This window comes from Bacillus sp. CR71 (assembly GCF_003429245.1).
Classification (GTDB): domain Bacteria; phylum Bacillota; class Bacilli; order Bacillales; family Bacillaceae_G; genus Bacillus_A; species Bacillus_A thuringiensis_S.
Genome location: NZ_CP031748.1, coordinates 3,845,879 through 3,869,734 on the forward strand (window position 1 = coordinate 3,845,879; position 23,856 = coordinate 3,869,734).

Here is a 23,856-nt window from a genome sequence, read left to right on the forward strand (position 1 = left end):
TCTTTATCTATATAACATTTTTCGCAACAATTTTTATATGTTCTGGTGCGATAATCTCCGTTATACTTTCCTGGAAATCTTCATGTAACATTTCTTCCAAATGTTCTAACTGCACTTCAACATGAGTGCATTCTAAATTATGTATATTTAATAGTGCATAATGATCTTTTTTCTTAATTACTAAATATTGATTTTCCTCTGTCACAAGTACAGAACCTAATCGGACTCCTAGTAAGCGTTGATCATCAAACTTCATAATTACTTCTCCTTCCCTTATATAAACGAAACTACAATGAAAATAATTACATTTATGGAAAAACACACTTATTTAGACTATATCATAATTTACTAAAATATAAATATCATTTTTCCTTTTAATAAAGTGAAACTTTAATCAGTGGAGGCCTTACTGTCCGTTAATGTGGGATGAAAATCCCTATTTTTTCATATATTTCGATACAAAAAACTTTCTCAACATGAAATTTGAATTTTCAGTTTTTAATTCTATGAAAATCTATTATAATAAAGTTAATAAATGTTTGACCTCTCCTAATTCATGTACATATGGATGATCAGTAGTTATTGCTACTGATCTATTTTTTTGATTTCAGAAAGCAAATATACTGCATCCTTTCCTACACCACAAATAAGCGCAGAGCCTCTTTGAGATTGCCACGGCAATCCGATATAATACAATCCTCTTACTGGACTAACTCCCTTTATATGATTAGGAAACCCTTTCTCATTCACTGCCTGTTCAATTTCAATCCAATTATAATTTTGAACAAAACCAGTTGACCATATAACGCTTTCTGCACTATAAATATCACCATTCTGAAACATAATGTTATTTCCTGATGCACTTACTACTTTTTCTTGTAGTTTGATTGCTCCATTACGAATAAGTTTCTTACCTTCAAAACCGAAAATAGGGTCCTTTCTCTTCTGAAACCATCTTCCCCTCTTTGTATTTATTTCAGCGTACAATAAACCCACTTTTTCTAGCAGATTAAAAATACTTTTTCCAAAAAGTTGTAACGGTAAAAACGTTAAGGGATGACTAATAGACACCGTAACTTCATGCGTTTTTGCAAGTTCTACTGCGATTTGCATTCCTGAATTTCCGCCACCTACTACAAGTACCTTCCCCTGTGGAATTTGCGATGATGATCTATATTGTGATGAATGTATTTGAAAAATATGTGGTGAAAGATTTTCTGAAACTGAGGGAATAAATGGTTGCTGAAAACCACCTGATGCAATAATAACTTTTTTCGTTTGTAAAATTTCTGTAGGAGTATGTAATTCAAATATTTCTTTTTCTTTCTTTATTTTTAGAACTTCCGTTTGTAATTGTACCGGTAATTGAAAATGTCTTGCATATTCTTCTAAATAAGTTGCAATTTCATCTTTATGTGGAAATTCATTCCTTGCTCCTTTTAATATCCTACCTGGTAAACTACTATATTCACTCGGTGTAAAGAGCCGCAAAGAATCATATCTATTTCTCCATGAATCACCAATTCGGTTTCCTGCCTCGAGTAATAAAAAATTATATCCTGCCTGCTTCAAGTAGTATCCTATTGTCAATCCCGCTTGACCAGCTCCAACAATGATTGCATCTAACATCTTTTCCCTCCTCCTTACAACAAATGAATATATGCTCATTTGTTCATGTATTTTATCATACGATTTATTTTTCAATAATTCAATCTGTTTAACAACATGAAAAAGAGCAGTTCACTACTTTATGAACTACTCTTCATTACATTTACCACGTAACTACACTACTTAACCCATGAATATTTGTATATGAATCCTTTCTACTCCGACAATTTTTCCTCATAAAATATAATTCTATTTAAAAACGGATCAATCACAGTTAATTCAATTGTACCCCAAGGTGTTTTTTCTATATTCGGCTTCGAATAAGCATATTCTTTACTTAATAATACAGAATGATAATCCTTTACATCATCTATTTTGATCCGAATCGTACCACCTGGTGAGGCATCACCATGATGTTCTGATAAATGTATCACAGTATCATCTAACGAAATTTGTATATATAATGGCATATTTTCCTCATACCGATGTTCCCAATCCAGTTTAAATCCTAAAAAACCTATGTAAAATAGTTTTGCTTTTTCAATATCAAAAATTCTAAATATAGGTGTAATCATTTATAACTTCATCTCCTATTTATAAACATCCGCAGCCAATTCCCTCAAAACATCCACATTCACTACTTCAAAGCAACCATTGTTTTTCTTTATAATCTCTTTATCACAAAAAATATTTAATGTACGTAATAGGTGCCGATAACTCGTTCCTAACAATTCAGCTGTTTCCGTTAAATTCCCACTAAACACAATTCGATTTCCGTGCTGCACCGCTCGTTCCCCTGCTGCTAACATGTAACTTGCAAGTCTATTTTCAAGTGGATATAGTAAATTAATTGTACTATTTTTTGAAAGTCGATTTAACTTATGTGCTAACGATCCACAAATACATCTTAAAAATTTCGCATCATGAAATAGCTGATTTCTCACTTTTCCTAAAGGTAAAGCAACACAATATGAATCTGCCATTACTTGTACGTTTGAAGCAGTCTTTTGAGAATGAATTAACTCAACATCTCCTAACAGCTGCAAACTATCATAGAAACATAGCAATACAGATTTCCCGTTACTTAATGTATTAAACGCTTTCGCTTTTCCTTCAACGAAGAAAAATAAATACTCTATTTCTTCATTTTCTCTACAAATAAACTCATTCTTTTTAAAAAATATAAGTTCCATATATGGCTTCATATCATGACTAAAAAATGAATCAATATTATTTTTCTTCATATACTCTGCTAGTTTAATAGAATTACATACTTTCTTCATAGTCCCCCACCTTTACAACTCATCCCCATTGTAATTAAAATTTTCTTCTTCCACTATGACATATGTCATAACAATACACAATTTCAGCATGATACAGTCATTACAAATATGAAATATAAAGGGGATATTACATTGTATAACTTTCTTTCTGTCTTTATTGGTGTGCTCATCGCCGTTATGCTCCCATTGAATGGAATTTTATCCGAGTTAATTGGGAAGTATACAGCAAGCGTTGTCATTCACCTCGTCGGTTTAATTGCAGTTATCTTCATTTTAATCTTAAACAAACATAAAATTCATTTCGATAAAGGTATTCCGATTTTTTTATATAGCGCTGGAGCGATTGGAGTATTCACTGTTCTTTTTAATAATATAAGTTTCTCCGTCCTCGGTGCCTCTATTACGATCGCATTAAGTTTACTCGGTCAATCTATTGCTTCCATCGTTATTGATCATTTCGGCTTATTAGGAATGAAAGTTGCAAAGTTTGAAAAGAAAAAACTAGTTGGATTAGCATTCATCTCTTCTGGGATTATTATCATGACAATTTATTAATGGGGGCAAAAATATGTTATATATTACGATCGCTATTTTAGCTGGTGTTTCTATCGTCGTTGCTAGAATTATTAACGCGAATTTAGCAAAGGAAATTGGAAACTGGGAAGGCACGTTTTTCAATTATATTACTGGATTATTTTTCTCTATGTTATTTTTAATTTTCAGTTCAGATTCATTGTATATCCCTATTCATACGTTGCAATCTATTCCTATCGCCGTGTACTTAGGCGGATTAGTAGGCGTTATCGTTATTTCATTATCCAACTATATTACTCCTAAAATATCAGCCTTTTATTTAACATTACTCATCTTTATCGGACAATTATTTGCGGGGACTATTATTGATTTCTTCCTGACAAATGAACTCTCTATCGGTAAAGTTATCGGTGGCATTTTCGTATTAATTGGGCTCACTTACAATTTACTCATAGATCGCCCGATAAAAACTGTGAAGCATAACCAAGTTCAACTATAATACTTTACGCTTACCTATCATATATTAATAGAAAAGCTCTTCACACAAAGTAATAGAGAGGAGAAAATCCTATTAAAAAAATTATTTTATTGTTAGGTAGCGTATTAATTATTTCTGGAATTGTATGGTTTGTAAACTCGGGAAAATCTATTCAAGATCTGTATACTGCAAATAAGCCGAAAAAGAAAGCTACTATTATTTCAAGCTCCCGAGATCCAAATGAGCCTCCTGTTTTTTTAGGAAAACAGGAAATAAAAGATATACATGTCGAATCAATTAAAACAAAAAAGGATATCTTTCTCACAAAAACAGATGAGTTAAAAACGTTTATTAACAGTATGAATACCGCAAAAAAAGGCAAATTAACATTGGATGAGGAAGGATCAGATTTAATAGATTGTGATATGTGGATTACTTTCGAAGATGGAACTTATAAAAAATATTTCATATGGGTAGTTGATCATCACAACAGCGAAGTGATGATTGCTCAGCAAGATACTCCTGATGATGTAAACCTTACGTACTATCAGTTAAACGAAGATAGTTCAAAAAAAGTTTATAATTTATTTAAAAAAATTATTTAAACGAAAAAGTCATGAGCACGCGAGCTCATGACTTTTTGCACTATATATACTCCGGGAACACTTTACATCCCTTTTCCTGCTCTATATCATGACCAAAGAAAATAATTGGTTTCTCTTTCGCCACAACTTCTTTTAAACGTTTAATTGAAGATAAAGCTAATTCTGAATCAAATCCTGCAAACGGCACTTCATCTTCAAAATTCTCTTTCGTATAAGATGCATCAATCGTTAATAATATCGGACCGGATTTTTCTGTCTCAATTAACAGTGACTGATGCCCTGGCGAATGTCCTGGTGTATACAATAACCGAACACCAGGTACCACTTCATAATCCCCTTCAATAATTTTGTAGTTCAAATGCGGCAATATACACTCTTTCAAATATTCTTCTCTATATTGCGCCGCCTCATATTCAGCACGCTGTATAATGATTGGCGTATTCGAAAAAGCACCATTTCCTCCCGCATGATCAAAATGCAAATGTGAACTAATAATATATAGGAGATCATCTGGCTCATACCCTGCACGCTTTAAAATAGTTATGATTCTATCTTCTTCAGTCATTTTCGGTAAAATCTGTCCTTCAACAAATGTACCGTTAAAAAGACCTTCATTATTAACCGCAATTTCTGGCATACCTGTATCTACTAAAATAGGCCCTTCTTCCGTCTCCAAAAGATAACACCATACAGGTAAGTTCAATAAATTTCCCGGTGTGAGCGTACTATTAACAGAAGAATGGTCTAACATACAACGACCTGCTGGGATGAAATAAAGCTTTTTTACTGTCATTATGTATCCACCTTTACATTTAATTTAAGATAAAGTAACACAATAAAAAATTCTGCTTTTTAGAAATAAACTCCTTCCACACTTTCATACCAGCATAAATAAAAAAGAGTGTACTTTTTTACATAATGGCATTTCACCATCTATAATAAAAGAGTAAATGACTCTTACTTTAATGGAGGGAATAGAAATGAAAGCAATTGGTTTACATGAATACTTACCTATTGAAGAAGAAAACAGTTTAATTAATATTGAAGTTGAAAGACCTGTTGCTACAGGAAGAGATATACTCGTTAAAATTAACGCAATTTCCGTTAATCCAGTTGATACAAAAGTTCGCTCTCCGAAAGATAAAAAAGAAGATATAGCAAAAATACTCGGCTGGGATGCGAGTGGTATTGTCGTACAAACGGGCGAAGGTTGTACGTTATTTAAAGAAGGCGACGAAGTGTTTTACGCTGGAAGCATTACGAGACAAGGTACATATAGTGAATATCATTTAGTTGATGAAAGAATCGTTGGTAAGAAACCAAAAACGTTAAATGATGCTGAATCTGCCGCAATTCCTTTAACAGCGATTACAGCTTGGGAAGGTTTATTTGAACGTTTAGGCATTGATCATACTAAAAAAGATACGAACTCATTTAAAAACATTTTAATTATCGGCGGAGCTGGTGGTGTCGGTTCAATTGCAATTCAACTGGCGAAATGGGCTGGACTAAATGTAATTGCAACTGCTTCCCGCGGCGAAACGATAGACTGGGTTAAAAAGCTTGGAGCTGACCATACAATTGACCATCATGCCCCTTTAAAAGAGCAATTACAAAGCCTTGGATTCAGCGATGTAGATTATATTTTCTGCTTAAACAATACAGATCAACATTGGCAAGCAATATGTGACCTTATTAAACCACAAGGCAAAATTTGCTCTATCGTAGAAAATGAACACCCTCTTGAAATGGGTATTTTAAAAAGTAAAAGTGCTACACTCGTTTGGGAGTTTATGTTTACAAAAGCAATGTATGAAACTGGCGATATGATTACGCAGCACGAACTATTAAATAAAGTAAGCGAACTACTAGATGAAGGCATTTTAAAGACTACCTTAAATGAAACATTAACACCTATTAACGCTGAAAACTTAAAGAAGGCACATGCACTACTTGAAAGTGGACGTACCATCGGGAAAATCGTATTAGAGAAATTTTAATCATGATAGTGACAGATAGTATGTGAAATTATATTAACGATTTTTCGAACATATCTATCATAACGTACAATATATCAACGATTTTTCAAATATATCTATCATAACGTACAATATATCAACGATTTTTCAAATATATCTATCACAAATCAAATTATATCAACAATAAGAAAAGGCTGTTCCAGATGAACAGCCTTTTCTTTATTTACTTGAAATCTCTTTATTGTTTTGAACGTCTAACGGAGCTCGCTTCCCTATTCCAAAAGCATAGAAACTAATTGTAACGATAGCTAAGAAAATAATACCTACAACTAGTGAAATACGAGTATCATCGTTAAACCACATTCCGATTAATACCATAATTAAAAAGGCAATCGTTAAATAGTTTGTTACAGGAGCAAATGGCATTTTGAACGGATGATCTTTCATCTCTGCTCCCTTTTCTTTTCTAAAACGAATTTGACTAATTAAAATGACGAACCATGGTACCATACCAGGAAGTACGCTCGCACTATATACATATACGAATAAGTTTTTCGGTGCAATATAGCTTAATACAACACCAACCGCTAAACCGATAATTACGCCAACTGTACCAAATAAAGGTACACCATTTCCAGAAAGTTTTGTGAAATATTTTGGTGCTTGTCCATTTATCCCTAACGTATAAAGCATACGTCCAGCACTATAAATACCACTATTACAACCAGACATTGCCGCTGTAATTACAACGAAGTTAATAAGTCCAGCTGCTGCCGTAATACCAACTTTCGCAAAAGTCGCTACGAACGGGCTACCAATTGTACTTAATTGATCCCACGGATACACAGTTACAATAACGAAAATAGCACCAATATAGAATATTAAAATACGCCAAATTGTACTTTGAATTGCTCTTGTAAGTGTCTTCTTCGGATTTTTCGCTTCACCAGCAGTAATCCCGATTAATTCCACACCTTGATATGCTCCAACTACAAGTGATAATGCAAAGAAGAATCCTGAAAAACCACCTGTAAAGAAACCGCCATTTGACCAAAGATTAGATATACCAATCGCTTCTCCACCGTTACCAATTCCGAAGAAAATAAGACCAAATCCCGCAATAATCATTAATAGAATCGTAACAATTTTAATCATCGCGAACCAAAATTCAAATTCACCAAATGACTTAACAGAAATTAAGTTAGCTGCACCAAGAATGACCATGGCAATTATACCTGGTATCCAAGCTGGTAAATCCGGGAACCAATATTGCATATACGCTCCAACCGCGATAATTTCTGACATCCCAACGATAACCCACTGGAACCAGTTACTCCACGCTGTCATATAACCAGCTAGCGGATGAATATACTTATGACCGAATGTCGCAAATGAGCCTGTACTTGGCTCCATATACAACATTTCTCCCATGGCACGCATAATGAAGAAGATAAAAATACCTGCAATTGCATAAGCAAGCATTACTGACGGACCTGTCCATTTAATTGTGCTGGCTGACCCCATAAACAAACCAACACCAATCGTTCCGCCTAAAGCAATCATTTGAATATGACGTGCTTCTAAACCTCTTTTCAATTCTTTGTTTGCCACTTCACTTCCCCCTCTTAGATGATTCATAGCCGCATTTTAAAACAAGATGCTTTCCCCTAATTCCTTTCGGCCCTGAAAATGATGAAGCAAACGTCATTTTACACTAGCTTTAAAGCTATCCTAAAATCGTTTTGTGCTCCTAATAAAATTCTCAAAACCTTCATCTTCCAATATTCTATAAATCTTAAAATTACTTACCTTATATTAATTCATTAATCTGAAAAATTCAATTATTTTTTCAATAAATTATTATACATAAGCCTGCTTAATTTTTAACTAAATTAACAATAAAATACATCTATTCAATATGATTCCGGTATGAATATTATTACAATATAAATAACCAAGGATGGCATTTCTTCCTCGGTTTCACATCTCATGTACTTCAATCTTCATAGTTGATAACGTGATTTCCCAAACGTTAGATTCATATACCAATCAGAAATTTAATATATTAATAAATTACTAACTTCTTTAGTCCAGTCCAATTTTGAGGCATAAAATATAAAAGAGTCTCATTTTTAATGAGACCCTTTTACCATTTCATATTTAAATTGCTTTTGAAGTTTGTTTACCTAAAATAAACACTTTAGTAAACACCATCATAATAACTACAATAACCAGAAAATAAAGTGGCATCACCAGTAACGAGCCTGTATGCAGCTGACTCATTCCCAAAATTGTCACCGTTACAATTATATAGTACCCTAAGCTAAACAATGCACCAGCTGTACCAATAACATCTTGAAAATCTACTAATGCTAAACTTAAACAATTAGGTAACGCTACTCCAATTCCTAATAGCAATATAAACATCGCTACTAAAAATCCAATCATATATATTATATTTGGATTTGATCCAACTGAAGTAATAATAGATAAAACGACTGCTCCACCTGTCATTACAAGACAACCGATATATATAATTTTCTCTGGCTTATAAGTAACCAGTAAACGTTTTGAAACTTTCGCTCCAACAATAGAAGCAGACGCAACAACAATTCCTAAAAATCCATACGTACTGGGTGATAACTGAAAGTATTCGATAAAGATAAACGGTGCTTCTGCATAATAGCTAAATAAAACACCATTTGCTCCTCCAATTAATAGCCCATATGTTACTACTTTCGGATTTGTAATTAATCTTTTCAATACTGAAAAGACATTTATTTTATTTGTCACTGAGTCTGTTTTTGTTTCTGGAAGAGAAACAAACGTATACAGAAAAATCCCGACACTCATAACAACTAAACTTAAAAATACTATTTTAAATCCAAACATTTGATCAAGAAAGCCCCCAACTAGCGGGCCTATCGCTGGTGTAAAAGCAATGACTGCCGAAATTTGAGCAAACATAACATGGCGTTTATGCCCATCTACACTTTCCCGAAGAATCGTTTGTGTAACCACGGATCCTGCACTTGCTCCAAACGCTTGAATAAAACGACTTAGCAATAAAACTTCAATGGAATTTGCAATATAGCATAAGAAACTCCCAGCGCCATATACGACAATTCCAAGTAACATCGCCCGGCGACGACCAATTATATCTGATAACCACCCAATAAAAAATACACCTAACGCAAAACCAGCAAAATACACACTAAGTGTTAACTGCACCTCATTATTACTTACATGTAACGCCTTTGAAATATCAGGTAACGACGGTGTGTAAATCGTTTCACTAATTTGCGGAAATGCGACAAGAACAATCATTAACAAAAGTGATGGTACTGAGACTTTTTTCATTTTTCATACCCTCCTATAACTTTGAAAATCTCAGAAATAAAAAGACTTTCCTTAGCTACGGAACAGGAGGGGCCATTATAGAAATCCGTTCATAAAACAACAAAGAAAACACCTCAATTACGTATGTTAATACTTATAGGAGGGTAATATTAACATCGATTTTTAAATATACTTTTTCAATTATATTACATACTACGTTTCTTTTACTAGTGCTCGGCCTTGGAGGATTGTTAAAAAGATAACTTGATGCAGTCACCTTTTTATGGAATAATTAGAAATAGTTTGAATTCGTAAGTTTAATTATTAAACGATAGACTAGCATATTTTAATGTCACAAGCTTACAAACTGGAGGCCTTTCGTAATGATTGAAATTTTAAGGACAGTAGTAAACTTTCTAATTTCTCTATTCTCAGGAGAATTACCATTTGTATATTATGTATGGATTATTACCCTATTCCTAATTCAAATAATCCAATCTACTCTAAACTATAAACTCTTTAACAAGAAAGAGAATTTCAGCACTTATATATCAGAAGGATTACTTGCTTTTATTATTTTATTGTTTGGAGGAATATTAGTATCTAAGTTACTTGCTTACATAATAGAAGACCCTACTATTAGTATGACGAATTTAACACATTATTTTGTTTCTCTTGTCATATTAACTATATTTGTCGTAATAACCTGTGTTAAAGACTTTATAGAGACATCTATAAAGAATAAAAATATATCTCTTTTTAGCTTTTTAGTAATTTCCTTAATAACAAGTATACTTTCATTCAAGTTTTTATCACCTTTCATTGAAGGTTCTTTTTCTCTTTCTAAATCTTTTATAACTACTTTAATCATTCTAGTAACTGTATCCATTCCTCTATTAATTTCTTTAGAGGAAAAATATGCAGATGAAAAGGAAACGGAAAATTTATAGCTTCTCATTTATATAAAAGAAAGAGGGAGCTCCCCTCTTTCTTTTATATTGTTCTATTTCACAAGACTAAATCATTCCTTTTAATATCAATCCTAAAACTGACATTATTATCGTACTAATAATAATTCGCAAAATCCAAGTTGTGTTTGTACTTATTTTTTCTAATTGCTTATTGATTGTTGCTATGTCTTTCTCATTAATAGTGGTACGCGTTTCTAAATTTCGAATGTCTCGCATAATTTCTTTTTGCTCCGCCTTGAGACTGTCAATTTTAGCGTAAACATCTTCCATATATTCACACCCTCTGTTCATCTTAATAGAAAAATCTATATATATTATGAGACAACCCTCTTACCTGTGAATACATTCCGTATATCCGCGTACCAAATTATTTGTACATTTTAATTGAATTACTCACATGTTTCCATTCTTCTATTTATAAATTAGCGTTAAGATACGTTCAAATTAGAAAAAGTATCCCTTGTTTATTTAACAACAAACAATGTGCAATCCAACATTCGGGAGCACCTACGATAATTTCTATTATTTTCATATTTACAACTCAATATAATCAGTATGATTTTCTGAAGAATCCACTTTTTGAACTGCTTAAAGTATACTAATATGAATACGAAATAGCTGTATTGATAAACTCTCTAGAACAATAAATATACTGGCTGAAACGGATCTAAATCCGATATTTTTCCCAGTAACATTAATGGTTATTTCTGACAAATGCATTTGTATATCATTGTTTTCAAAAATTTCATCCTCAACCTTTACAATATCTGCTTCACAATCTACTTCTTTAAAAGTTTTCAATAATTTTGTTTCCAATAAACTACAATCAAAGTTCTCATCTTTTATTACGGCAAATTTAACCTTCATATCCATTTCCCCATTTTTAAAAAACTAAAATCATTAAATCAATATAAATATATATTATTCTATTAAATAATTCAAAATATACGCTTCTTACATACATTATTAAAAATCAATTCTAAAGAATTAAATGCAAAAAGAAATTTAGTATTAGGCGTTCCACTAATCTTTGGTATAATTCGTCTCTTAATTATTTTGCTCATTGCGCTTTTTTATTTCCCTCCCTATTTCAACTGAACTTTGTGTAATAATGCATATTTCAAATACATTATTTCCTTGCACTCATACTTTTATCATTGAGTTTTTATTCACAAATTCGTAACACATATATATGAGTTATCATGCTAAAATTAGTTTATTCACAAGAAGAAGTTATTCTTAATAAATCAATAATTTTTAATACCCTGTTTAAAGCCTTGCCCCCCTGCAAGGCTTTTTCCTATTTAACTAGCATAGTATTTTTCGTTATGCATCTCTCCCCTTTGTTCCTTACCCTACAAATAATACTGAATGTTTATTTTAATTTTTCAGCATCGGCACTCGCTCTTTTCGAGAGCTCTTTACCAAATATTCAATCTAATGATAAAATTGACCAAATTAATATTTTCGTCCATTACTGTATCAAAAAGTACAATAAAGTAAAACTTTAATCAGTGGGGGTTTTGTTCATCCCTCACTGATTATCAGCCCTCACCAATCGGGCTTTTACGATTAAGTAAACGCGAGCTTTTTCTTCTATCTACTTACTATTTAAGGTTGATAGTTTAATAACAAAATTTAAAAATTCGACTTAAATTCATTGATGAATGGAGAGGTTTATATGAAATTAAAAGACAAAGTAGCAATCATAACTGGTGGTGCAAGTGGAATTGGCGAATCTACCGTTCGTCTTTTTATCGAAGAAGGTGCAAAAGTAGTTATTGCTGACTTTTCTGAACGTGGAAAAGACCTATCAGATGAATTGAATGCACATGGATATAATACGTTATTTATTAAAACCGATGTAACAAAAGAAGCAGATATTAAACAGCTAATTCATGAGACTGTAAGTACATACGGTAAATTAGATATTATGTATGCCAATGCCGGCGTTGCTGATGATGCACCAGCAAACGAATTATCCTATGAAAAATGGAAAAAAACTATTGATATTAATTTATCTGGGGTATTCCTTTCTGATAAATATTCGATTGAACAATTTCTTAAACAAGGTACAGGTGGTGTCATCGTTAACGCTGGTTCGATTCATAGTTTTGTTTCATTACCTACCCCAACAGCATACTCCTCTGCAAAAGGTGGTGTGAAACTATTAACTCAAAATTTATGTACTGCCTACGCTAAATACGGAATACGTATTAATGCGGTGTGCCCCGGTTATATTGACACCCCTTTACTTGGTAGTGTTAATCCTGAACAGAAAGAATATTTAGCTTCACTTCATCCACAAGGCAGACTTGGAACACCAGAAGAAGTCGCTAAAGCTGTCTTATTTTTAGCAAGTGATGATGCTAGTTTTGTTAACGGTACAACACTTCTTGTTGATGGAGGCTATACTGCATGTTAATTTAAAAATTTTGAAGCCCCCTAAGAAATATATAGTCTTCAATAAAAAAAGCGCCATCACAAGTGACGGCGCTTTTCTATATAAGAGCAACTAGAAGGTATCCTTCTAGCCTACTCCCATTTATAAGTCCAAAACTGTTCAAGTTGCAGCCATTTTAATGTTGCTGCATCTTTGTTTTTTATTTTTGCATGCGTGTCTTCAAGCATTGCTTCTGTTTGTGAACGGTGCGCACCTAATGCAGTTAATTTATGATCAAATACTTCACTAATGTTATTTACAACATCCGGTTCTCCTAATACTGCTTCACGATTTTTCGTAATCGCAACAGCATGAATAACTGGGCGCTCTTCTTTTGGCATACGTGATACAGCGCGAACGACAGCGCGGCCAAATGCATTATGATCTGGATGTACACCGTGCTCTGGATAAAATGTAATAATTCGAGATGGATTTACTTCTTGAATGATTGCTTCAATTTTGTCAGCAACGAAATCAACATCTTCAAATTCTAACGTTTTATCATGGAAGCCAAGCATTCTTAAATCTTTAATACCCATCGCTTCACAAGCATCTTTCAATTCTTTCTTACGGATATGTGGAATCGTTTCACGGTTAGCGAATACGTTCTTACCCATGTTACGTCCCATTTGTCCTAGAGTACCACATGCATATGTTACAGGTACTCCTTGATCTGTTAATAAGCGAATTGTTCCTCCCGCAGCATATGCTTCATCATCTGGATGCGGAAATACAACAAGTACATGTCTCTCCATAAGTTTCCCTCCTTCTTACTTAAATGGTGTTAAGCTTAACTCAAGTGCAACTGCTAGACGACCTAAATTATCATGTCCAGCTAATAATAAACGCTCTTGATCGTCTACTTCCCAGTGCGTAATACCTTCAGCATATACCCAACCGTGATCCATTTTCAGACCAACTCGGTATGGATTTGTTCCAGTTATCTTCCCGCGTTCAAAACGGATAATCGCATTTCGAATGAAAGCACCAACTGTCATCATCTTTTCATTTATGTGTGATGCATACGCTCCGTTTGTCGTTTCTAAATGAATATATACATCTTTATTTACAAAACGTTCAATTTCATTTTGAATAAGAGAACTATCTTTTACTATTTCCATCGGAATTCACCTCTTTAAACCATTTTACGCAAAAATAATGTAAATTGCTATCTCTATATTAGAGGACAACGCTCACTTTTCCTAATAATTTGCACTGTGTTTTTTATATTTTTTATATGATATGTAAAAAATACATTTTTTCCTTCACTTTGTTAAATAGTTTTCTTTCTTTTTTGAATTTGCTACAATATATTTTATCCCGTATTATTGCAGCGAGATACATTTCGACAATTGAATACATAATTTAAAGAAGGTGACATGATTGGAACAGTCAGCACATGAAGTAGCAAATTGGCAATATTATTTTGCAATTGCCGTATTTTTAATCACGTACGGATTTATTATTTCTGAGAAATTGAATCGTGCTGTAATCGCACTATTCGGTGCTGCTATTATGATTATTTTTGGAGTTGTAGATTTACATACTGCTTTCACATCACATATTCAATGGGAAACGATTACCCTTTTAATTGGGATGATGATTCTCGTACATATTACGAGTCAATCAGGCGTCTTTGAATTTGTGGCCATTAAAGCGGCAAAAGCAGCTGGCGGAAAACCGATTCGCATTTTATTATTACTATCCCTATTAACTGCTGTCGGATCAGCATTTTTGGACAATGTAACGACTGTTTTATTAATCGTTCCTGTTACATTATCCATTACACGTATTTTAAAAGTAAATCCTGTGCCTTATTTGATTTCAGAAGTGCTGTTTTCAAATATAGGCGGAACAGCAACATTAATCGGTGATCCACCTAATATTATGATTGGATCAGCAAACAAGCATTTAGACTTTAACGCCTTTTTACTTAACTTAGCTCCAATCGTAATTATTATTTCTATCGTGACACTTGGCATTATTTACTTCATGTATCGTAACAAACTAAAAACAACACCTGAACAAATCGAAAAACTAATGGCATTAAACGAAAAAGATTACATTAAAGATCAAAGCCTCCTTTTAAAATCTATTTCGATTTTAGGACTAACAATTTTAGGCTTCGTACTTCATTCGATTATTCATGTAGACGCTGCTGTTATCGCGATGACAGGCGCTACACTTCTTATGTTAATCGGCGTGAAAGAACATGATATTGAAGATGTATTTGCCCACGTTGAATGGGTTACCATTTTCTTCTTCGCCGGATTATTTGTTCTCGTTGGCGGGTTAATTGATATCGGACTTATCTCTTCACTTGCAAGAGAAGTAATCGATGTAACAAACGGTGACATCGGATTCGCAGCTATACTTATTTTATGGGTATCTGGCATCGCATCTGCGACAATCGACAACATCCCATTTGTCGCAACGATGATTCCTCTTATTCAAGACTTAGCTACAGGACTCGGACTATCTGTCGATTCTCCGCAAATCGAAGTACTATGGTGGGCGTTATCTCTTGGAGCTTGCTTAGGAGGAAATGGAACACTAATCGGAGCATCTGCAAACGTAGTCGTTGCTGGTATTGCAAAACGTGAAGGACATGGCTTCTCTTATATGGACTTCTTAAAAATTGGTTTACCATTAACTATTGTTGCACTCTTGTTATCACATGCTTATATATATTTACGTTATTTAATGTAAAAGTTGTATTGCATGAAATTATATCGTCAAATACAAAAGGTTTGCAGCATCCGTGCTGCAAACCTTTTTTCATCACCAAAATATACCGATAATTGCTAAACCACCTAAAATCATACCACCAATTTGTCCGACAATTGTTGGTGATAATTGAACACCTTTTCTCACTTCAACAACTGGTCTTTCGTGCCTTAGTTGCTGCACTTCACTTTGAAGTTGGTGCACACTTCCGTGTAACTCTTTAATAAGTTCTTTTAATTCGGCGACCTCTTCATTTACTGGTTTTGCCTTTTCTAAATTCATTTTGCATGACTCCTTATAAATTCAATCAACACACTGTAAATTTTCGCCAATTACCATTATATCTCCTGCATACTACATATATAATTTCGAATGTACTTTCTAACCTTGCAGCTCTATCCATTCATCCCGCAATATCCCCATAATCAGACGGTCAAAACACTTCCCATCTCTTTGAACCGCTTCTCTCATACAGCCTTCCATTTGAAAAACCATCTTTTTATACAATGCAATGGCAGGTTTATTATACGAAATAACATCGAGACCGATGCGGTGTAAATTCAATTCATAGAAAGCATACTTTAGAATAAGATGTATTGCTTCTTTCCCATATCCTTTTCCTCTATCATTCGCATCTCCTATACCAATGGCTAATAAACCTGTTCTGTTATTCCACTCTATACCATGAATCGCCACAAAACCAATTAAGCGATCTTCTTGAACTGTCCTTACCATGAAAGAAACACTATTCGATCTCCGTCCTTTTAATAACTCATCACTTGCTATTTCATTTAAAGATTGCGGGAATGCTACATCTGTATCTACATTTCTTAAATACTCACTATCCTCTTGCCACATAGCCATCAATTCAACATCTTTTTCTCTCATAACTGATAATTTAATCGTTTTATTTCGAAAAAGATTCATTGTCATTTCAAAATCCCCCTTTATTACATAATGGGGATAATTGTTTCAGCCCATTTATCCCCTAGTTCCATAAACTGCTTTATAAACGGGATACTTACAATAAGCGCTGACATTGGCACATCTCCTCTACATTGAATTAACTTCATTTTACATTTTTTGTTTTTTCAAACAAACTAATTATAGTTTTCTATCATTTAGAACTATAGTATACTTAATTATTCTTCAGATTATTCAATTAAAACGAAAAATTATAGAAGGTGAAAACATGTTTTATATAAAACAGCTACTCAATTTCACTTATGAACAAGCATTATCCTGTTTGTTCCCGGTTGTTATTTTCTTAACACTAGCCCTTTCAAAAATTGTTTCAATCCCAGGGTTATACCGCTATGATTTCATACTCATCGTATGCCTTCTTATGCAGTGGATTATGTACAAGACGGGTCTTGAAACAAAAGACGAACTAAAAGTAATTACCATCTTCCACCTCATCGGCCTTTTACTAGAAATATATAAAGTACATTTCGGTTCATGGAGTTATCCCGAAGAGGCATATTCGAAGGTTTTTGGAGTTCCGCTATACAGCGGTTTTATGTATGCGAGTGTCGCGAGTTACATATGTCAAGCGTGGAGAAGGTTGCATTTAAAAATGCATCATTGGCCGAAAGCTATTTTTGCCGTGCCGTTAGGAGCTATGATTTACTTCAATTTTTTCACACACCACTTTACATACGATTTTAGATGGATATTAACTTTACTACTATTCATTGTTTTCTCTCGCACATTTGTACAATTTTCATTACAAGGCGTTACATATAAAATGCCACTCGTTCTCTCCTTTTTCCTTATCGGATTTTTCATTTGGATTGCAGAGAACATCGCAACATTTTTCGGAGCATGGCAATATCCAAATCAACGGGAAGCGTGGAATCTCGTTCACTTAAGCAAAATTAGTTCATGGTTTTTACTCGTTGTTATTAGCATTATGATTGTTACACAACTCAAACATTTGAAAGAGTCGAAAAAATAATGCTGATTATGTAAAAATAGTTAGCCCATCACTCATTAGAAAGTGATGGGCTTTTTTACCTTCCTTATTAAAGTAGTTACATATTATGAGCTACTACTAGCAGAAGATGTTGCTGCAGATGAAGCGGCAATCGTTGCCATCATAGCTGCTTGTTGTGCTTGTATGAGGACTTCTATCATAGTTTGTAAACCTGTGTTGGTAGCTTTACTTTCCTCACCTTTCTGACTTACGAACAGTTGAATAGCAATAAGAATATTCGCATCTGCATGCCAACGGAATAATTTCTCCCCCTGCAGTTTTTCAATCAACGCTTTAATAGCATAAATCTCTTTTTCTCCATCTTCAAGTAACGCTAGTAGCCCGATTGCTGGATAATGCATCTGTTTCACTTTTACCTTTTCTTGTTTTAACAAATTCCATATGTTTGTACATGTTGCAACTAACATTTCTTCACGGACATCCTTCTTTAGTGAAAGAATATGACTTAAAAACTGAAGATCATTCCCTTTACGCAAACCAGCTTTCGCTAGTTTCTGATACAGACGTTCTACACGATCCATAAGTGTTTCTACATTCTCTGATTGTCCTGCTAATAAAACCGCGAGCGGATAATCATTTGTACTTGTAAGAAAGAGGTGATCCTTTTTCATGCGTTTATATACTTGCATCGAACGCTGAATGTGCGCGCCATGCTGTTCATTTTCTTCTGTTAAAAGCACAGCTGCTGCGAGATAAGTAAATATACTCCGGCTAAAGCCACTAGTGACCAATTGTTCATATAAATCTAAAAACGTCCGAAAAGCTTTCTTGTAATCTGTAAAGTGAATATCTAATGTTGCGGCCACTACAAAACGATGATAAGACTTTAAGTATGAAAACATCCCTACCTGATTCTTAATATAACTACTAATTTCTAAAAAACGTTCGAGATTAAACAATTTATCACTACCTGCATACATAGCAGCAATCATCATTCCTGTTCGAGAATCACTCGTTTTCCATTTTAGTTCTCCCTTTAACTGTACATATGTATGTTTATATTGCTCCAACTTTTGCTCTAATGTAATCATAGTATTCACCCCTATTTCTAGTTCTTCTCTATTATTATACGTATATTCCATATTTAGGAATACTACAATTAATAATCACACCATAAAAATTATAAAATTCTCTTATCCTTCTTCATCAGCACCACGATGATAATCCCTAATCCTTCAAGAAGTTATACAAAAAAGGTAGATAATAATTTATCTACCTTTTTTGTATATATATTATTTAACATTACAACTGTATTGCTTGTTATATGCAATTAAGACTAAAGAGCTTTAATAATACGTTCCATCGCTTTCATTTGCCCAATATGATCAGCTTCATGATAAAGCATCATACCGTAAAGCTCCCCTACTGTTTCCAATCCTAGGAATGGCTCTGGCAGTTTATTTTCAAATGCTTCTGCTGGAATTTCGTTAATACGTTTTGCTTGTTCTTTTAATTGAGCCGTTAACACTTCTAACGATGGTCCTTCTGTTTTCCATTTAGATGGTCGTGATCCATACCCAAACATACCTGGGTATTCAGTTGGTAATTGTTTGAATTCTTTTCCAAACATGAAAACTTCTGCTGCTGTTAACACGTGACCGATATGCCAACGAATTGTATTGTTAAAACCCTCTGGCTGCGTATCCGCAGTTTTATCATCTAACGTTTCCATAAATTTAAGTAACGCCCCGCGCGTTATTTCAAATTGTTTTAAACCCACTAGTCTATTCATTTTATCGTTCCCCTTCTTGATGTACAATTTATTATGAACTAAGAATGTTCAACTTATTAACGTTTCACCTTGTTTAATCTATCAGAAACAAATAAGAAATACATCTAATATGCTTATTAAAAATAATAAAAAGGTTCACTCCTCGTAAATATAGAATTACTTACTATGTAAATAAAAGAGGAGTGTACTTGCATGTTACATATTTTAAAACAACAATATAATCTTATTAGCTCTACAAGAGAAACTCTATTTTCGTTTTTGGAAGAAATCCCCGTAGAAACATTACATAGCACAGTTCCTAATTTCGGAAGCGGTAGCATTATAAAGACTCATATTCATGTAGCCGATTGCTATCGATACTGGCTTGGATCATTCGCATTTAAACAAAAACGAGCAGATTTTTCATTTGCTAGTGATTATGAAATTGAGCATGCAGATATCACGAAAGTCCGTGCTAGATTTAAGTTAGTAGATGAGACTGTACAACGTTTTTTAGATGAATACAATGACCGTTGGCTCGAAAATATAGCAAATGAAGTGAAATGGCAAAAAGAACCTTGGAGTACAACACCGTTATGGCTTTTAACTCATACAGAGACACATGAGTTTCATCATAAAGGACAAATTGTATCAATGGCTCGTCACCTTGGATACAATCCTCCTGATACAGATCTTAGTTAATTCTAACAACTCAACTACTATAACTGTCGTTAGCATTGTTTATATATGAAAAGGCTCTTCATTCTTTTTGATGTTATTTATAGTTCTGCAATTTTTTTGCGACACAAACTTGTAATATATTTTAATTATGTTTGTGTCGTGTTCTTACTAACTAGTTTCATATCCATAAAAAAATATATTAATATGTTTCCTTTTATAATTTCAGTTACCTAATCAATAAGAGGTTTTTTCTTTTTATTATGAATGTACACAAAATAAACACGAAAATTCCGAAAATAAAAGTTGAAAACGCTGGTAACACTTTATCATTTGGCACGTACACACTCCAAAAAGAATTAAGAAGCGCATGAAAAATTAGACACATAAAAATACTTTTAGTTGCGTTAATAATTGTAGTTAATAAGAAAGATACGGCAATTGTCGTAATTATAAAGGCTAGAAAATCCCTTTGAGTTTGATTCGTGCCCGGAATAAACCATAACGGCCAGTGCCAAATAGCCCATATAATGCTCACAATAATCGTACTAAAAAATTCTGAAAACCTTTTCTGAAGAGCAGGTTGTAAGATTCCTCTCCATCCAATTTCTTCAAGACCTCCACCAATGATCATTATCGGAAAACTCATTAATGCCACGTATAATGGTTTTTGCACTGTTGCTCCACCAAATATCGTTGGAAGATAACAGCTTATAAAAGCTAGAATAATGATTAGAATATACCATGCAAAGTGATGTTTAGGATTTACAATATTTTTAATGAAACTTCTAAACTCCTCTTGTGATCCATATTTTTTCTTTAAACTAATCGCAATGATTGCCGGCATGATCCCACCGAAAACAAATAATATCATTGCAAACGGCGTACCAAATGTCGTAATGTTTAATCTTATCAAGCTAATTAATAACCCCCAAAGTGTCCATGTACCTATAAAAGTACAAATTACATATCGTTTAATATCATTACTCATCTACTTGCCTCCTTTGTTTTAATTAGAGCATAAATTTCGAAGGATGAAAATAAGTTATGTTAAATTATCCCAATACCCGAAAGAAATATCCATACTGAATTAGACCTTTACGAAATATCCCGCTATCCGCTTCACTTCAATCAAAGCTCGAAGTTAGAGTCTTGCTATTCGTTACCACTGAATAAACGAACAAAAAGAGCATGCTTTGAAAACCAGTCAAAACATGCTCTTAAAATATGCTATCTTAAATTTTTTATAATTCCATCAATACCAAATAGTCTCCGCATAATTATAAGCATCGCTATTCGGAATGGCATGTTTCCCCTGTGCTTGCGCTTTTCTTGGATCCAAGTCATATACCATTGGCGTATAGCATGATGTTTGTCCTTTATTTACAACACCATTTCCTCCAGCACTTCCGCAAGTATATGCCTTTCCATCTGTTTTTCTAACAACCCTTGCATCAGCTTCGTTATTATAAACTGCTGGACGAGTTACAGTAACTTTCGCCCAAGCCGTCTTACACGTCGTGCTAAATTTTAATTCTACATAAGAATTTGAATCTATCCATTTCTTCTCTTTCGTTACTGCGGATTGATCACAACTATTATAATAAGGACTTTTCCCATCATATGAATGATCTTCTGCATATGCTTTATCGCTATTAATCGTGCTAAACATACTAGTTACAACGAGTAAAGATAGCAATAAACATGCACTCGTCTTTTTTAAAAGTTTCATATAATTTCACTCCTTTATTAGTAACGTGCTGTTTTCCCGTAACCGTTATTAAACGTAACTGCTTCAGCATCTGCTGTGTATCCGAAATCAGCAGTTAAATCAAATACCATTCCTGTATAAGTGCTCGTTTGACCTGTTTTTATTGTGCCGTTCCCCTGATTAGAAGTAACTGATTTTTGGAATACATCATTTTTGTATTTATTTACAACAGCGTACGCGTACACTCCTCCCGAAACAGCTGGTGCTGGTTGATCTAACACAAACTTAGCCCATGCTGCATGACATTTATTACTGTAACGTAAATACACTGTCCCCACTTTTTTACTACCTTCATAAACTGCTGTAGACTTTGCATTAAATCCATCTGCATCACATGTTGTACTTCCCCCGTATACTTTCGTTGTTGCTGGATTTTTCCCGTCATAATAACTACTTAAATCAGTAGCTGCAAATGTACTTCCTTGAAAACTAAATAATACACCTATACTTGCCGCACTTAACACACATACTTTCATTAACTTTTTAAACATTTTAAATTCCCCCTCACAATAAGTACGTATACTAAAGACAAGCTATACTGCTATGTAAGCCCTCCTTTCACTCTTCCTAGAGGCATCTTACAGAAACGAATAAACGTTGTAAATTCCCTGATGATTATTGGAATATACGAAGAATTTTACTTATCCTTGTAAGAAAAAAAGTTGAGAAATACACATTTTATAGCATTCTATATTTAAAACATAAAAGAACCGATACTTGTTATATTCAAGCATCGGTTCTTTATACAAAATTGCCATTTTTTCTTTTATATAAAATAAATATTTCTCCACTTAATCCGTTGTAAAAAACTCCCTTGTTACATCAATAAATTGCTGCAGTGGTGCTGTCATCCATTTATCTTTATGCCAAGCAATTTGTGTATAAATCGATGAAATTGCATTTTCTAAATGTAACTCTTTTATTGTCCCTTCTCTTATATCTTTTTCTACTACTATCGCTGGTAGAACAGCTATACCTAAATCTGCAATAACACATTGTTTAATTGCCTCGACACTAACGAACTCAATTTTATTTGCTGGATACACATCTTCTGTACGAAATAGTTCTTCAAATAAAGTCCGATACGAGCAGCCTAATTCTGTTAGTAGAAGTGTTTCACTCTCTAAATCTTTTATAGAAACTGAAGGTTGTTCAAGTAAACGATGCGTAGGAGCAGCTACTACTTTTAATTCTTCTTTCATAAGTGGTTCCACATGTAAAACATCTTCTGTTTTACATTCGTCCAAAATAAATGCAAGATCTACTTTCCCCTCCATCAATTGTTCCTTTGCATCTTTATTGGAATGTGCTGGTTTAAATATAAGTTTTATTTGAGGAAATTGTGCTTTAAACCTCTTTAATATAGAAGGCAGTCTGTATGTACATTGACTTTCTTGTGCACCAATTATTAACGTACCTGCTATTTCCTCATCATCTTTCACGGCCGTCTTTGCTTCTTTACTAAGTGCGATTATCTTGTCCGCATATAGTTGAAACTTTCTTCCTGCTTCAGTTAAGAAAAGGCGTTTTCCTAATCTTTCAAATAACGGTGTACCAAGCTCAGCTTCTAACGTTTTAATTTGTGCCGTTACGCTTGATTGGGCAAAATTTAATTTCTTTGCAGTTTGTGTAAAATTCAAAGTGTCTGCTGCTACTTTAAATGTAATTAATTGTTTTATCTCCATTTATCATCCCTCTTTTCAATCGATATTTCCGATTGATTTCATCAAAAT

28 protein-coding genes are annotated in these 23,856 nt (G+C 33.6%); 9 read left to right on the forward strand and 19 right to left on the reverse strand.

Translation table 11 applies throughout. From position 1 onward, the window contains the following. Positions 1-7: 7 nt before the first annotated feature. From DOS87_RS19305 to yeiL, 4 genes are all read right to left on the reverse strand, one after another. Positions 8-256 carry a hypothetical protein gene (locus DOS87_RS19305; protein ID WP_000666947.1) on the reverse strand — a complete coding sequence of 83 codons (249 nt, stop codon included), beginning with the start codon at positions 254-256 and terminating at the stop codon, positions 8-10. Positions 257-585: 329 nt separating this feature from the next. Next, positions 586-1,629, reverse strand: a complete 1,044-nt coding sequence (locus tag DOS87_RS19310) for a flavin-containing monooxygenase (RefSeq protein WP_000882899.1) — start codon at positions 1,627-1,629, stop codon at positions 586-588. A gap of 194 nt (positions 1,630-1,823) precedes the next feature. Beyond that, positions 1,824-2,183 carry a glyoxalase superfamily protein gene (locus DOS87_RS19315; RefSeq protein WP_000632390.1) on the reverse strand — a complete coding sequence of 120 codons (360 nt, stop codon included), beginning with the start codon at positions 2,181-2,183 and terminating at the stop codon, positions 1,824-1,826. 15 nt (positions 2,184-2,198) lie between these two features. Next, positions 2,199-2,891, reverse strand: coding sequence for a transcriptional regulator YeiL (gene yeiL / locus DOS87_RS19320; RefSeq protein WP_000754833.1), 693 nt, complete (start codon positions 2,889-2,891; stop codon positions 2,199-2,201). A 108-nt stretch (positions 2,892-2,999) separates the two neighbouring features. On the opposite strand from yeiL, the gene DOS87_RS19325 reads away from it, so the two are divergent. The 3 genes from DOS87_RS19325 (at position 3,000) to DOS87_RS19335 (ending at position 4,508) form a co-directional block, all read left to right on the forward strand. Continuing rightward, positions 3,000-3,446, forward strand: a complete 447-nt coding sequence (locus DOS87_RS19325; RefSeq protein WP_002082423.1) for a DMT family transporter — start codon at positions 3,000-3,002, stop codon at positions 3,444-3,446. A gap of 13 nt (positions 3,447-3,459) precedes the next feature. Further along, on the forward strand, positions 3,460-3,924 hold the full coding sequence (locus DOS87_RS19330; protein WP_000965812.1) for a DMT family transporter: 465 nt from the start codon (positions 3,460-3,462) through the stop codon (positions 3,922-3,924). Between the two features lie 89 nt (positions 3,925-4,013). Beyond that, a complete protein-coding gene (locus DOS87_RS19335) occupies positions 4,014-4,508 on the forward strand; it encodes a YhfM domain-containing protein (RefSeq protein ID WP_000901705.1) in 495 nt (164 codons plus the stop codon). Positions 4,509-4,548: 40 nt separating this feature from the next. Here DOS87_RS19335 and aiiA read toward each other — a convergent pair whose 3' ends face one another. Then, positions 4,549-5,301 carry a quorum-quenching N-acyl homoserine lactonase AiiA gene (gene aiiA / locus DOS87_RS19340; RefSeq protein WP_000216598.1) on the reverse strand — a complete coding sequence of 251 codons (753 nt, stop codon included), beginning with the start codon at positions 5,299-5,301 and terminating at the stop codon, positions 4,549-4,551. A gap of 187 nt (positions 5,302-5,488) precedes the next feature. On the opposite strand from aiiA, the gene DOS87_RS19345 reads away from it, so the two are divergent. Further along, complete coding sequence (locus tag DOS87_RS19345) at positions 5,489-6,508, forward strand: zinc-binding alcohol dehydrogenase family protein (RefSeq protein WP_000643781.1); 1,020 nt, start codon at positions 5,489-5,491, stop codon at positions 6,506-6,508. A 198-nt stretch (positions 6,509-6,706) separates the two neighbouring features. On the opposite strand, the gene DOS87_RS19350 is transcribed toward DOS87_RS19345, so the two are convergent. Together DOS87_RS19350 and DOS87_RS19355 are read right to left on the reverse strand one after the other, a co-directional pair. Continuing rightward, complete coding sequence (locus DOS87_RS19350; protein WP_001284408.1) at positions 6,707-8,098, reverse strand: amino acid permease; 1,392 nt, start codon at positions 8,096-8,098, stop codon at positions 6,707-6,709. 549 nt (positions 8,099-8,647) lie between these two features. Then, positions 8,648-9,847 carry a multidrug effflux MFS transporter gene (locus DOS87_RS19355; RefSeq protein WP_208730111.1) on the reverse strand — a complete coding sequence of 400 codons (1,200 nt, stop codon included), beginning with the start codon at positions 9,845-9,847 and terminating at the stop codon, positions 8,648-8,650. 362 nt (positions 9,848-10,209) lie between these two features. Between DOS87_RS19355 and DOS87_RS19360 the strand changes: the two genes are divergently transcribed. Next, positions 10,210-10,776, forward strand: a complete 567-nt coding sequence (locus DOS87_RS19360) for a DUF5823 family protein (RefSeq protein ID WP_000570035.1) — start codon at positions 10,210-10,212, stop codon at positions 10,774-10,776. Positions 10,777-10,842: 66 nt separating this feature from the next. Here the strand turns inward: DOS87_RS19360 and DOS87_RS19365 are convergent, their stop codons facing one another. Continuing rightward, entirely contained in the window at positions 10,843-11,067 is a 225-nt protein-coding gene (locus DOS87_RS19365; RefSeq protein WP_000390464.1) for a hemolysin XhlA family protein, read from the reverse strand. Positions 11,068-11,385: 318 nt separating this feature from the next. Continuing rightward, positions 11,386-11,664 (reverse strand): hypothetical protein, encoded by a 279-nt coding sequence (locus DOS87_RS19370; protein ID WP_000865002.1) that lies wholly within the window; start codon positions 11,662-11,664, stop codon positions 11,386-11,388. 814 nt (positions 11,665-12,478) lie between these two features. Between DOS87_RS19370 and DOS87_RS19375 the strand changes: the two genes are divergently transcribed. Further along, positions 12,479-13,222, forward strand: a complete 744-nt coding sequence (locus DOS87_RS19375) for an SDR family NAD(P)-dependent oxidoreductase (RefSeq protein ID WP_000768007.1) — start codon at positions 12,479-12,481, stop codon at positions 13,220-13,222. Positions 13,223-13,332: 110 nt separating this feature from the next. Here the strand turns inward: DOS87_RS19375 and bshB2 are convergent, their stop codons facing one another. Both bshB2 and DOS87_RS19385 read right to left on the reverse strand, forming a co-directional pair. After that, entirely contained in the window at positions 13,333-13,995 is a 663-nt protein-coding gene (gene bshB2 / locus DOS87_RS19380; protein ID WP_000439483.1) for a bacillithiol biosynthesis deacetylase BshB2, read from the reverse strand. A gap of 15 nt (positions 13,996-14,010) precedes the next feature. Then, complete coding sequence (locus DOS87_RS19385) at positions 14,011-14,361, reverse strand: YojF family protein (RefSeq protein WP_000407045.1); 351 nt, start codon at positions 14,359-14,361, stop codon at positions 14,011-14,013. Between the two features lie 262 nt (positions 14,362-14,623). Here DOS87_RS19385 and DOS87_RS19390 point away from each other — a divergent pair, with 262 nt between their 5' ends. Then, positions 14,624-15,949: an ArsB/NhaD family transporter gene (locus DOS87_RS19390; protein WP_000437992.1), complete on the forward strand. Its 1,326-nt coding sequence runs from the start codon at positions 14,624-14,626 to the stop codon at positions 15,947-15,949. 72 nt (positions 15,950-16,021) lie between these two features. On the opposite strand, the gene DOS87_RS19395 is transcribed toward DOS87_RS19390, so the two are convergent. Together DOS87_RS19395 and DOS87_RS19400 are read right to left on the reverse strand one after the other, a co-directional pair. Beyond that, positions 16,022-16,249 (reverse strand): coiled-coil domain-containing protein, encoded by a 228-nt coding sequence (locus DOS87_RS19395; protein ID WP_001047304.1) that lies wholly within the window; start codon positions 16,247-16,249, stop codon positions 16,022-16,024. 99 nt (positions 16,250-16,348) lie between these two features. Next, positions 16,349-16,900 carry a GNAT family N-acetyltransferase gene (locus DOS87_RS19400; protein ID WP_000178512.1) on the reverse strand — a complete coding sequence of 184 codons (552 nt, stop codon included), beginning with the start codon at positions 16,898-16,900 and terminating at the stop codon, positions 16,349-16,351. Positions 16,901-17,159: 259 nt separating this feature from the next. Here DOS87_RS19400 and DOS87_RS19405 point away from each other — a divergent pair, with 259 nt between their 5' ends. Next, positions 17,160-17,924 (forward strand): DUF817 domain-containing protein, encoded by a 765-nt coding sequence (locus tag DOS87_RS19405; RefSeq protein ID WP_000499395.1) that lies wholly within the window; start codon positions 17,160-17,162, stop codon positions 17,922-17,924. An 83-nt stretch (positions 17,925-18,007) separates the two neighbouring features. Here DOS87_RS19405 and DOS87_RS19410 read toward each other — a convergent pair whose 3' ends face one another. Together DOS87_RS19410 and DOS87_RS19415 are read right to left on the reverse strand one after the other, a co-directional pair. Next, entirely contained in the window at positions 18,008-19,045 is a 1,038-nt protein-coding gene (locus DOS87_RS19410) for a DUF4003 domain-containing protein (protein WP_002162676.1), read from the reverse strand. A gap of 194 nt (positions 19,046-19,239) precedes the next feature. Next, a complete protein-coding gene (locus DOS87_RS19415) occupies positions 19,240-19,695 on the reverse strand; it encodes a DinB family protein (protein ID WP_001081119.1) in 456 nt (151 codons plus the stop codon). A gap of 192 nt (positions 19,696-19,887) precedes the next feature. Between DOS87_RS19415 and DOS87_RS19420 the strand changes: the two genes are divergently transcribed. After that, on the forward strand, positions 19,888-20,376 hold the full coding sequence (locus tag DOS87_RS19420; protein WP_000902412.1) for a DinB family protein: 489 nt from the start codon (positions 19,888-19,890) through the stop codon (positions 20,374-20,376). Positions 20,377-20,581: 205 nt separating this feature from the next. Here the strand turns inward: DOS87_RS19420 and DOS87_RS19425 are convergent, their stop codons facing one another. From DOS87_RS19425 to DOS87_RS19440, 4 genes are all read right to left on the reverse strand, one after another. Then, the gene (locus tag DOS87_RS19425) at positions 20,582-21,343 is read right to left on the reverse strand and encodes a CPBP family intramembrane glutamic endopeptidase (RefSeq protein ID WP_000063848.1); all 762 of its coding nucleotides are present in this window, start codon (positions 21,341-21,343) and stop codon (positions 20,582-20,584) included. A gap of 264 nt (positions 21,344-21,607) precedes the next feature. Beyond that, positions 21,608-22,084, reverse strand: coding sequence for a DUF2690 domain-containing protein (locus DOS87_RS19430; RefSeq protein ID WP_000771161.1), 477 nt, complete (start codon positions 22,082-22,084; stop codon positions 21,608-21,610). Positions 22,085-22,101: 17 nt separating this feature from the next. Then, entirely contained in the window at positions 22,102-22,614 is a 513-nt protein-coding gene (locus tag DOS87_RS19435) for a YjfA family protein (RefSeq protein WP_000473731.1), read from the reverse strand. A 300-nt stretch (positions 22,615-22,914) separates the two neighbouring features. Further along, a complete protein-coding gene (locus DOS87_RS19440) occupies positions 22,915-23,808 on the reverse strand; it encodes a LysR family transcriptional regulator (protein WP_000403874.1) in 894 nt (297 codons plus the stop codon). Positions 23,809-23,856 lie beyond the last annotated feature (48 nt).

What these genes read in the sequence shown, in the direction of transcription:
- DOS87_RS19305 (WP_000666947.1), bottom strand. Translation starts at nt 256, where the DNA reads ATGAAGTTTGATGATCAACGCTTACTAGGAGTCCGATTAGGTTCTGTA.
- DOS87_RS19310 (WP_000882899.1), bottom strand. Translation starts at nt 1,629, where the DNA reads ATGTTAGATGCAATCATTGTTGGAGCTGGTCAAGCGGGATTGACAATA.
- DOS87_RS19315 (WP_000632390.1), bottom strand. Translation starts at nt 2,183, where the DNA reads ATGATTACACCTATATTTAGAATTTTTGATATTGAAAAAGCAAAACTA.
- yeiL (WP_000754833.1), bottom strand. Translation starts at nt 2,891, where the DNA reads ATGAAGAAAGTATGTAATTCTATTAAACTAGCAGAGTATATGAAGAAA.
- DOS87_RS19325 (WP_002082423.1), top strand. Translation starts at nt 3,000, where the DNA reads ATGAAATATAAAGGGGATATTACATTGTATAACTTTCTTTCTGTCTTT.
- DOS87_RS19330 (WP_000965812.1), top strand. Translation starts at nt 3,460, where the DNA reads ATGTTATATATTACGATCGCTATTTTAGCTGGTGTTTCTATCGTCGTT.
- aiiA (WP_000216598.1), bottom strand. Translation starts at nt 5,301, where the DNA reads ATGACAGTAAAAAAGCTTTATTTCATCCCAGCAGGTCGTTGTATGTTA.
- DOS87_RS19345 (WP_000643781.1), top strand. Translation starts at nt 5,489, where the DNA reads ATGAAAGCAATTGGTTTACATGAATACTTACCTATTGAAGAAGAAAAC.
- DOS87_RS19355 (WP_208730111.1), bottom strand. Translation starts at nt 9,847, where the DNA reads ATGAAAAAAGTCTCAGTACCATCACTTTTGTTAATGATTGTTCTTGTC.
- DOS87_RS19360 (WP_000570035.1), top strand. Translation starts at nt 10,210, where the DNA reads ATGATTGAAATTTTAAGGACAGTAGTAAACTTTCTAATTTCTCTATTC.
- DOS87_RS19365 (WP_000390464.1), bottom strand. Translation starts at nt 11,067, where the DNA reads ATGGAAGATGTTTACGCTAAAATTGACAGTCTCAAGGCGGAGCAAAAA.
- DOS87_RS19370 (WP_000865002.1), bottom strand. Translation starts at nt 11,664, where the DNA reads ATGAAGGTTAAATTTGCCGTAATAAAAGATGAGAACTTTGATTGTAGT.
- DOS87_RS19375 (WP_000768007.1), top strand. Translation starts at nt 12,479, where the DNA reads ATGAAATTAAAAGACAAAGTAGCAATCATAACTGGTGGTGCAAGTGGA.
- bshB2 (WP_000439483.1), bottom strand. Translation starts at nt 13,995, where the DNA reads ATGGAGAGACATGTACTTGTTGTATTTCCGCATCCAGATGATGAAGCA.
- DOS87_RS19385 (WP_000407045.1), bottom strand. Translation starts at nt 14,361, where the DNA reads ATGGAAATAGTAAAAGATAGTTCTCTTATTCAAAATGAAATTGAACGT.
- DOS87_RS19395 (WP_001047304.1), bottom strand. Translation starts at nt 16,249, where the DNA reads ATGAATTTAGAAAAGGCAAAACCAGTAAATGAAGAGGTCGCCGAATTA.
- DOS87_RS19400 (WP_000178512.1), bottom strand. Translation starts at nt 16,900, where the DNA reads ATGACAATGAATCTTTTTCGAAATAAAACGATTAAATTATCAGTTATG.
- DOS87_RS19405 (WP_000499395.1), top strand. Translation starts at nt 17,160, where the DNA reads ATGTTTTATATAAAACAGCTACTCAATTTCACTTATGAACAAGCATTA.
- DOS87_RS19410 (WP_002162676.1), bottom strand. Translation starts at nt 19,045, where the DNA reads ATGGAATATACGTATAATAATAGAGAAGAACTAGAAATAGGGGTGAAT.
- DOS87_RS19415 (WP_001081119.1), bottom strand. Translation starts at nt 19,695, where the DNA reads ATGAATAGACTAGTGGGTTTAAAACAATTTGAAATAACGCGCGGGGCG.
- DOS87_RS19420 (WP_000902412.1), top strand. Translation starts at nt 19,888, where the DNA reads ATGTTACATATTTTAAAACAACAATATAATCTTATTAGCTCTACAAGA.
- DOS87_RS19425 (WP_000063848.1), bottom strand. Translation starts at nt 21,343, where the DNA reads ATGAGTAATGATATTAAACGATATGTAATTTGTACTTTTATAGGTACA.
- DOS87_RS19430 (WP_000771161.1), bottom strand. Translation starts at nt 22,084, where the DNA reads ATGAAACTTTTAAAAAAGACGAGTGCATGTTTATTGCTATCTTTACTC.
- DOS87_RS19435 (WP_000473731.1), bottom strand. Translation starts at nt 22,614, where the DNA reads ATGTTTAAAAAGTTAATGAAAGTATGTGTGTTAAGTGCGGCAAGTATA.
- DOS87_RS19440 (WP_000403874.1), bottom strand. Translation starts at nt 23,808, where the DNA reads ATGGAGATAAAACAATTAATTACATTTAAAGTAGCAGCAGACACTTTG.